The sequence below is a fragment of the Aeromicrobium sp. PFPM2_SD2 genome (assembly GCF_057364525.1).
Window position 1 is genome coordinate 1 of the sequence record NZ_JBNFNZ010000052.1, and the last position, 9218, is coordinate 9218.

The 9218-nt window shown below is 72.1% G+C and carries 9 protein-coding genes and 1 pseudogene; 9 read left to right on the plus strand and 1 reads right to left on the minus strand.

Annotated elements, in window-relative coordinates; all coding sequences use genetic code 11:
• Positions 1-54: 54 nt before the first annotated feature.
• A complete protein-coding gene (locus AC2W7G_RS04650; protein WP_485867409.1) occupies positions 55-354 on the minus strand; it encodes a hypothetical protein in 300 nt (99 codons plus the stop codon).
• 101 nt (positions 355-455) lie between these two features.
• Between AC2W7G_RS04650 and AC2W7G_RS04655 the strand changes: the two genes are divergently transcribed.
• From AC2W7G_RS04655 to AC2W7G_RS04695, 9 genes and pseudogenes are all read left to right on the plus strand, one after another.
• Positions 456-1628, plus strand: a complete 1173-nt coding sequence (locus tag AC2W7G_RS04655; protein WP_485867410.1) for an amidohydrolase — start codon at positions 456-458, stop codon at positions 1626-1628.
• A gap of 111 nt (positions 1629-1739) precedes the next feature.
• Positions 1740-2804 carry a BMP family lipoprotein gene (locus tag AC2W7G_RS04660; RefSeq protein ID WP_485867411.1) on the plus strand — a complete coding sequence of 355 codons (1065 nt, stop codon included), beginning with the start codon at positions 1740-1742 and terminating at the stop codon, positions 2802-2804.
• 94 nt (positions 2805-2898) lie between these two features.
• Positions 2899-4440: an ABC transporter ATP-binding protein gene (locus AC2W7G_RS04665; RefSeq protein WP_485867412.1), complete on the plus strand. Its 1542-nt coding sequence runs from the start codon at positions 2899-2901 to the stop codon at positions 4438-4440.
• A complete protein-coding gene (locus tag AC2W7G_RS04670; protein ID WP_485867413.1) occupies positions 4437-5537 on the plus strand; it encodes an ABC transporter permease in 1101 nt (366 codons plus the stop codon). Before AC2W7G_RS04665 ends, AC2W7G_RS04670 begins: the two co-directional genes overlap by 4 nt.
• A complete protein-coding gene (locus AC2W7G_RS04675; RefSeq protein ID WP_485867414.1) occupies positions 5534-6433 on the plus strand; it encodes an ABC transporter permease in 900 nt (299 codons plus the stop codon). The genes AC2W7G_RS04670 and AC2W7G_RS04675 overlap by 4 nt, the downstream gene beginning before the upstream one ends.
• A complete protein-coding gene (locus tag AC2W7G_RS04680; RefSeq protein WP_485867415.1) occupies positions 6430-6792 on the plus strand; it encodes a hypothetical protein in 363 nt (120 codons plus the stop codon). Before AC2W7G_RS04675 ends, AC2W7G_RS04680 begins: the two co-directional genes overlap by 4 nt.
• Positions 6789-7217: a cytidine deaminase gene (locus AC2W7G_RS04685; protein ID WP_485867416.1), complete on the plus strand. Its 429-nt coding sequence runs from the start codon at positions 6789-6791 to the stop codon at positions 7215-7217. Before AC2W7G_RS04680 ends, AC2W7G_RS04685 begins: the two co-directional genes overlap by 4 nt.
• Positions 7214-8416, plus strand: a complete 1203-nt coding sequence (locus tag AC2W7G_RS04690; RefSeq protein ID WP_485867417.1) for a cytochrome P450 — start codon at positions 7214-7216, stop codon at positions 8414-8416. The genes AC2W7G_RS04685 and AC2W7G_RS04690 overlap by 4 nt, the downstream gene beginning before the upstream one ends.
• Positions 8417-8454: 38 nt before the next feature.
• Positions 8455-9218, plus strand: a pseudogene (locus tag AC2W7G_RS04695) (thymidine phosphorylase); the annotation flags it as partial.

Here is a 9218-nt window from a genome sequence, read left to right on the forward strand (position 1 = left end):
CTGGCCGTGGGCCGCGAGCGGGCCGAGCAGACCGCGACGCTGGCGTCCTGACGCTCAGAGGTCGCCGAGGGCCGCGGTCCGGGCGGCACGGCGCTCGTCGTCGTCGATGAGGCCGCGGGCGTGCAGGTCGTCGATCTGCGCCAGGCGGTCCTCCAGCGAGCGCGGCGGCTCGACCAGCTTGCTAGTCAGCACCCGCGAGTACGCGGTGGTCTGCAGCGTGAACGGGTCCAGGCCGTGCCGGCGCGCCTCGCGGAAGTTCCGCACGATCACCCAGACGCAGCCGCCCAGCACGGCCAGCAGGAACAGCGAGCCCAGCAGCGTGAACAGCGTGTAGGTGAGCGAGAACCCGGACATGTCCCCACGGTAGTCGCGCGGCCCGCGGCGGGCTCGTCCGCGCGCGTCCCGGGTGGTGGACGAACGAGGCAGACCTGGACGGCGGCGATACCCTGGGAGCCATGACGACGTCGGCCGAGCGCATCCAGCACGCGGTCGAGCACCTGACCCCCGACCTCGTCTCCCTGCGCCGCGACCTGCACGCCTACCCCGAGCTGTCGTGGCAGGAGGAGCGCACCACCGACGTCGTGGCCTCCTGGCTGGACAAGGCCTCCATCGCCCACACCCGGCTCGGCGACAGCGGCCTGACCGCCGACATCGGCCCCGAGGACGCGCCCGTCGTGTGCCTGCGCGCCGACCTGGACGCGCTGCCGCTCGAGGACACCACCAAGGACCCCTGGCGCTCGACCGTCCCGGGCGTCGCGCACGCCTGCGGCCACGACGTGCACGTCTCCGCGCTCGTCGGCGCCGGCCTGGCCCTAGCCGAGCTCGACGCCCACGAGCGCCTGCCCACCCGCGTGCGCCTGCTGTTCCAGCCCGCCGAGGAGGTCATGCCCGGCGGTGCGCTCAAGGTCATGTCCAGCGGCGCCCTGCGCGGCGTCACCCGCATCTTCGCCCTGCACTGCGACCCGTCGCTGGACGTCGGCCGAGTGGGACTGCGCGAGGGGCCCATCACCGGCGCCTCGGACCGCATCACCATCGTGCTGAGCGGCCGGGGCGGGCACACGTCGCGCCCGCACCTCACCGAGGACCTCACCTACGCGCTCGGCTCGCTCATCACCCAGCTGCCCGCCGCGCTGTCGCGGCGCTTCGACCCGCGCGCCGGTGCCAGCCTGGTCTGGGGCCAGGTCCGCTCGGGCGTGGCGGCCAACGTCATCCCGGCCAGCGGCGAGCTCAGCGGCACGCTGCGCATGCTCGACGCGAACGCCTGGCACCAGGCCGAGCACCTGGTCCGCGGCCTCATCAGCGACATCGTCAAGCCCTACGGCGTCAGCGCCGACGTGCACTACACGCGCGGCGTCCCGCCGGTGGTCAACGACTTCGGCGCCACCCAGGTGCTGCGCCAGGCCGTCGCCGACGCGCTGGGCCCGGCGGCGGTCGCCACCACCATGCAGTCGCTGGGCGGCGAGGACTTCGCCTGGTACGTCGAGTCCATCCCCGGCGCGATGGGCCGGCTCGGCACGCGCACCCCGGACGGGCCCACCTACGACCTGCACCAGGGCAACCTGCGGGTCGACGAGGCGGCCATCGCCGTCGGCGCCACGGTCATGGCCTGCGCTGCCATCCAGCCCTGACGCGCGCGGGCGATTGTTACAACTTGGTTGACCGTGCCGGGCGGACGAGCGCCTGCGGTTAGGGTGCCTCCTGGGACCCGGGCGGGTCCTCGTCCTTGAGGAGGAAACATCTTGCGTCGTCTGACCAAAACCGCCGCCATCGCCGGCGTGGTCGCCCTCGTGCTCGCGGGTGCGGCTTGTTCCAAGAAGAGCGATGACACCGCGTCCACCGAGTCCGGTGGCGAGAACTGCGTCGAGAAGACCAGCAACATGAAGGTCGGCATGGCCTTCGACGTGGGCGGCGAGGGCGACCAGTCGTTCAACGACTCCGCCGCGAAGGGCATGAAGAAGGCCGCGTGCGAGTTCGGCTTCGACTACCAGACCGCCGAGGCGCAGGACGGCGAGGCCGAGTCGGCGCGCGAGGGCCGCCTGCAGGAGCTCGTCGACGCCGGCTACAACCCCGTCATCGCCGTGGGCTTCGCCTACAGCGCGTCGGTCGGCAAGGTCGCCGCGGAGAACCCCGAGGTCAGCTTCGCGATCGTCGACGACGCCGTCGAGGGCGCCAACATCACCAACCTGCTGTTCGCCGAGGAGCAGGGCTCGTTCCTGGTCGGCGCGGCCGCGGCGCTCAAGAGCGAGTCCGGCAACGTCGGCTTCGTCGGCGGTGTCGAGACCGAGCTCATCCAGAAGTTCGAGGCCGGCTTCGTCGCCGGTGCCAAGGCCGTCAAGCCCGACATCAAGGTCCAGACCCGCTACCTGACGCAGCCGCCGGACTTCAGCGGCTTCGGTGACCCGGCCAAGGGCAAGACCGCGGCCGAGGGCATGTTCGACGCCGGCGCCGACATCGTCTACCACGCGGCCGGCGGCTCCGGCGGCGGCGTGTTCGAGGCCGCCAAGGCCGCGGGCGAGGGCAACTGGGCCATCGGCGTCGACTCCGACCAGGCGCTCACCGCCGACGACTCGGTCAAGGACGTCATCCTGACCTCGATGGTCAAGAACATCGACGTCGCGGTGCACGAGTTCCTCAAGAACGTCAACGACGACGCGGTCAAGACCGGCCCGCAGGTCTACGACCTGGCGTCGAACGGCGTCGGCTACTCGACGACCGGCGACCACCTCAAGGACGTCGCCGACCAGCTCGAGGACTACAAGCAGCAGATCGTGGACGGCAAGATCGAGGTCCCCACGAAGCCGTGATCCGGCTCTGACCCGGGCCCGGGGCGTCGCGTACCGTGACCCCGGGCCCGGCTTTGTCCCTCGGCCCCGTCCGAGCCCCCGAGAGAGGAGAGTCGTGAGCGACTCCGTGACCGCGCCCACGGGCGAGGTGGTCGTCCGACTGCGCGACATCGGCAAGACCTTCCCGGGCGTCGTGGCGAACCACGACGTCAACATCGACGTGCGTCGCGGCACCGTCCACGCCGTCGTCGGCGAGAACGGCGCCGGCAAGTCGACGCTCATGAAGATCCTCTACGGGGTCCAGAAGCCCGACTCGGGAACGATCGAGATCGGCGGCGAGCAGGTCTCCCTGTCCTCGCCGGCCGACGCGATCGCCGCCGGCGTCGGCATGGTGTTCCAGCACTTCATGCTGGCCGACAACCTGACCGTGCTCGAGAACGTCGTCCTGGGCGCCGAGAAGCTGCACGGCATCGGCGACGGCGCCCGCCAGCGCGTCCTGGAGCTGGCCCGCACCTACGGCCTGGAGGTCGAGCCCGACGTGCTCGTCGAGGACCTCGGCGTGGGTGCCCGCCAGCGCGTGGAGATCCTCAAGGTCCTCTACCGCGGCGCGAAGGTGATCATCCTCGACGAGCCCACCGCGGTGCTCGTCCCGCAGGAGGTCGACGAGCTGTTCGAGAACCTGCGCGAGCTCAAGGCCGAGGGCCTGGCCGTCATCTTCATCTCGCACAAGCTCGACGAGGTGCTCTCGGTCGCCGACGAGGTCACCGTCGTGCGCCGCGGCACCACCGTCGACACCGTGCCCGCCGGGTCGGTCACCTCGCGCCAGCTGGCCGAGATGATGGTCGGCTCCGAGCTGCCCAGCCCGGCCACCGAGTCGTCCACCGTCACCGACGTCGTCGTGCTCGACGTGCAGGACCTCACCCTCACCGCGCCGGGCAGCGAGCGCCGCCTGCTCGACGGCATCGACCTGACCATCCACCGGGGCGAGATCCTCGGCATCGCCGGCGTCGAGGGCAACGGCCAGGCCGAGCTCGTCGAGGCGATCATGGGCATGCGCCCCGGTGCCACCGGCCGCGTCTCGCTGGCCGGCGAGGACCTGGCCGGCCGCTCCACCCGCGAGCGCCGCGAGGCCGGCATCGGCTACGTCCCCGAGGACCGCCACCGCCACGGGCTGCTGCTGGACGCGCCGCTGTGGGAGAACCGCGTGCTCGGTCACCAGACCCGCCGCCCGGTGGTCAAGGGCGCGCTCGTGGACCGCGCCGGCGCCCGCGCCGACACCCAGCGCATCGTCGAGGAGTACGACGTCCGCACCCCGGGCATCGACACCCTCGCCCGCGCGCTGTCCGGCGGCAACCAGCAGAAGCTCATCGTCGGGCGCGAGATGTCCGGTGACCCCGTCCTGCTCATCGCCGCGCACCCCACGCGCGGCGTCGACGTGGGCGCGCAGGCCGCCATCTGGGGCCACATCAAGCGCGCCCGCCGCGACGGCCTCGCGGTGCTGCTGATCTCGGCCGACCTGGACGAGCTCATCGGCCTGTCCGACACCATCTCGGTGCTGCTGCGCGGCCGCCTGGTCCGCAGCTTCGACCCCGAGGACGTGACCCCCGAGGACCTCGGCTCGGCCATGACCGGTGCCGCGGAAGGAGAGGCTCGATGAGCCCGCGTACGTCCCGCGTCGTGCTCGCCGTCGGCGCGCCGGTGCTGGCCCTGCTGATGGCCTTCGTCATCACCAGCCTCGTGCTGGTCGCGGCCGGCGACTCCGTCGCCGACGTGTGGGCGCAGATCCTCAGCGTCCCCGGCCACCGGGCCATCGTGAACATCGTCAACGCCTCGACGGTCTACTACCTGTCGGCGATCGCGGTGGCCATCGGCTTCCGGATGAACCTGTTCAACATCGGCGTCGACGGCCAGTACCGCGTCGCGTCGTTCGCCGCGGCCGTGGTCGCCGGCGAGGGCTGGCTGCCGGGCTACCTGAACACGCTGCTGGCCGTCGTCGCCGCCGTGCTCGTGGGCGCCATGTGGGCCGGCATCGCCGGCTTGCTGCGCGTCACCCGCGGCGTCAGCGAGGTCATCTCCACGATCATGCTCAACTCGATCGCGACGGCGCTGGTGGCCTACCTGCTGCGCAAAGTCGCGGTTGACGACGGGGGCAACAACACCGCCACCAAGCCCGTCCCCGAGGGCAGCCGGGTCCCCGGCATCCAGGTCTACGACGACGTGTCGGTGAAGGTCTACGGCTTCGTCTTCCTGGCCGTCCTGGTCGGCTTCGTCTACTGGTTCGTGCTGTCCAAGACCCGGTTCGGCTTCGACCTGCGCGCGACCGGACGCTCGGAGACCGCGGCCGTCGCCAGCGGCATCAGCGTCAAGCGGATGATCGTCGTCTCGATGCTGCTCTCCGGCGGCGCCGCGGGCCTGGTCGGCCTGCCGCTGCTGTTCGGCAACGACTACTCCTACGGCTCGACCTTCCAGTCCGGCCTGGGCTTCGCCGGCATCGCGATCGCGCTGCTCGGCCGCAACCACCCGATCGGCATCGCGCTCGGCGCCCTGCTGTTCGCGTTCCTCGACGAGCAGTCGAACAGCCTGCAGATCGTCGTGGGCGTCTCGCCCGACATCGTCAAGATCACCCAGGGCGTCATCGTCCTCACGGTCGTCATCGCCTACGAGGTCGTCCGGCGCTACCGCGTCCGGCTCGAGCAGCGTCAGGTGGCGGCCGCCCTGGACGAGCCCGCCACGATCGAGGAGGCCAAGGCATGAGCGCCCCCACCGACCTGACCACGTCGCCGAAGGCGAAGTCCGGCCGCCGCCGGGTCACCCCGGCGCGCGTCCTGCTGGTCGTCGCGGGCCTCATCGTCCTGCTGGCCGTGCTGCGCGTCGTCACCGGCGCGGACGACCTCGCGTCGTCCGGCACGCTGCGCGCCACGCTCGTGGCCGCGGTCCCGATCGGCCTGGCCGGCCTGGCCGGCCTGTGGTCCGAGCGCGCGGGCATCGTCAACATCGGCCTCGAGGGCATGATGATCCTCGGCACCTTCGGCGCCGGGTACTTCGGCTACTTCTACGGCCCTTGGCAGGGCGTGCTCGGCGCGATCCTGTTCGGCGCCCTCGGCGGCCTCATCCACGCCCTGGCGACGGTCACGTTCGGCGTCGACCACATCGTCTCCGGCGTCGCGATCAACATCATCGCCGCCGGTGCCGTGCAGTACCTCGCGGCGCTGTCGTTCACCGGCGTCCGCGGCGGCGGCCAGACCCAGTCGCCGCCGATCGACGCGCTGCCGGCGATCTCGATCGGGGCGCTGTCGGACCCGCTCGGCGACCTGGAGGCCAAGAACTGGTTCGTGGTCTCCGACGCCGCGGCGCTGCTGCGCGCCTTCGTGACGAACCTGTCGGTGCTGACGCTCATCGCGATCCTGCTGTTCGTGGTGACCTGGTACGTCCTGTGGCGCACCAGCTTCGGCCTGCGCCTGCGCTCGGTGGGCGAGAGCCCGGCCGCCGCGGAGTCGCTCGGCGTCGACGTCATCCGCTACAAGTTCCTGGCCGTGCTCATCTCCGGCGGCCTGGCCGGCCTGGCGGCGGCTTCCTGGCCCTGGTCGCCTCGAGCACCTTCCGCGAGGGACAGACCGGCGGACGCGGCTACATCGGCCTGGCCGCGATGATCTTCGGCAACTGGCGTCCCGGCGGCCTGCTCGCCGGTGCCGGCCTGTTCGGCTACACCGACACGCTGCGCCTGCGCGGCGGCGGCGAGAGCATCCACGGCCTGCTGCTGCTGGTCGCGGTGCTCCTCGTCGGCCTGGCCGTGTGGCAGTGGCGCAAGGCGCGCCGCACGGCGGCGGTCGTGAGCGGCGTCCTGGGTGTCCTGGTCGCGCTGTGGTTCCTGCTCAGCGACTCGGTGCCCGAGGACCTCACCGGCATGACGCCGTACGTCACCACGCTGCTCGTCCTGGCCCTGGCCGCCCAGCGGCTGAGGCCGCCGGCCGCCGGCGGCCAGACCTACCGCAAGGGCAGCGCCGGATGATCGGCATCGACGGACCCGACGACCCGATCGACTGGGAGGCGCTCACCCGCTACGCCACCCAGGTGATGGAGCGCGCGTACGCGCCGTACTCCGGCTACCGGGTCGGCGTGGCCGGACTCGTGGACGACGGCCGTGTCGTGCTCGGCTGCAACGTCGAGAACGCGGCGTACGGCGTCGCGCTGTGCGCCGAGTGCGGCATGGTCTCGGCGCTCCACGCCACCGGCGGCGGACGCCTGGTCGCGGTCGCCTGTGTCGACGGGGAGGGCCGCGCGATCATGCCGTGCGGCCGCTGCCGTCAGCTGCTGTGGGAGAACGGCGGCCCGACGATGCTGCTGCAGACGCCGTCGGGCATCAAGGAGATGACCGCCGTGCTGCCCGACGCGTTCGACGACTCCGACCTGAAGACGCTCGAGAAGGACTCGTGACCCTCACCCCCCTCCCGCTCGACCTGACCGACCCGGCCTTCGTGGCCGACCCCTACCCGCTGCTCGCGCAGCTGCGCGCCACCGCCCCGATGGTGCGCGACCAGACGGACGGCCGTTGGCTGGCCACGACCCACGCCAGCGTCAGCGCCGTCCTGCGCGACCGCCGGCTCGGGCGGCTGTGGACCGACTGGGAGCCGGTCGAGCAGATGGAGCCGTTCAACACGCTCCACCGCAACCAGCTCATGGAGAACGAGCCGCCGGTGCACACCCGCATGCGGCGCCTGCTCGCCGGCGCGTTCGGCCGCGGGCACGTCGAGCGCATGCGCCCGCGCATCGAGACGCTGGCCGCCGAGATGCTGGACGCGTACGCGCCGGGCGACACGATCGACGTCCTGGCCGCGTACGCCGAGCCGATGCCCGTGTTCGTCATCGCCGACCTGCTGGGCGTCCCGCGGGCCGACCACGCGCTGCTGCGCGAGTGGAGCCAGGGCATCGTCCACATGTACGAGCAGGGCGTCGGCGAGGACGTCAAGGCCGAGGCGGTGCGCTCCAGCACCCTGTTCGCCGAGTACGTCCGCGAGGTCGTGGCCGAGCGCAAGGCGGCGCTCGACGCCGGCATTCCCGGCGACGACCTGGTCACCGACCTCATCCGCGAGCGCGACGGCAGCGGCAAGCTGGACGACGAGGAGCTCGTCGCCACGGTGGTGCTGCTGCTCAACGCCGGCCACGAGGCCTCGGTCAACACCTTCGGCAACGGCCTGCACGCGCTGCTCTCGCACCGCGACCAGCTGCAGCGCGTCACGTCCGGCGAGGTGCCGGTCGAGGTCGCGCTGGAGGAGCTGATCCGCTTCGACGCGCCGCTGCAGCTGTTCGAGCGCACGGCGACCGAGGACGTCGACGTCGCCGGCGTGACGGTCGCACGGGGCGAGACGGTCGCCTGCCTGATGGGCTCGGCCAACCGCGACGCCGCGGCCTTCGAGCGGCCCGACGCGTTCGACGTCGCCCGCGACCCGAACCCGCACGTCGGGTTCGGCATGGGCCTGCACTTCTGCCTCGGCGCGCCGCTGGCCCGCCTGGAGCTCGGCATCACGCTGCGCCTGCTGCTGGAGCGATTCCCGACCCTGTCCCTGGCCGGTGAGGCCCCGCGTCGTCCCACCTGGGTGCTGCGCGGCTACGAGAAGATCGAGGTGGCCCTGTGACCGAGCGCCCCGCCCCGCACGACGCCCCCGAGGTGATCATGGCCAAGCGCGACGGCCACGCCCTCACCGACAGCCAGATCGACTGGGTCGTCGACGCGTTCACCCGCGGCGACGTCGTGCCCGAGCAGATGTCGGCGCTGGCCATGGCCATCCTGCTCAACGGCATGGACCGCCGCGAGATCTCGCGCTGGACGAACGCGATGATCGCCAGCGGCGAGCGCATGGACTTCTCCTCGCTGTCGTGGCCGACCGCCGACAAGCACTCCACCGGCGGCGTCGGCGACATGATCACGCTGCCGCTGGCCCCGCTCGTGGCCGCGTGCGGCGTCGCCGTCCCGCAGCTGTCGGGCCGCGGGCTGGGCCACACCGGCGGCACGCTGGACAAGCTCGAGTCGATCCCGGGCTGGCAGGCGTCCCTGTCGAACGAGGCGATGCTCGCCCAGCTCGAGGACGTCGGCGCGGTCATCTGCGCCGCCGGCGCGGGCCTGGCCCCGGCCGACAAGAAGCTGTACGCGCTGCGCGACGTCACCGGCACCGTCGAGGCGATCCCGCTCATCGCCAGCTCGATCATGAGCAAGAAGATCGCCGAGGGCACCGGTGCGCTCGTCCTGGACGTCAAGGTCGGCTCCGGCGCTTCATGAAGGACCTCGAGAAGGCGACCGAGCTGGCCGAGACGATGGTCGCGCTCGGCAAGGACGCCGGCGTCAGCACCGTCGCGCTGCTGACCGACATGGCCACCCCGCTCGGCGTCGCCGCCGGCAACGCGCTGGAGGGTCGCCGAGGCGGTCGACGTGCTGGCCGG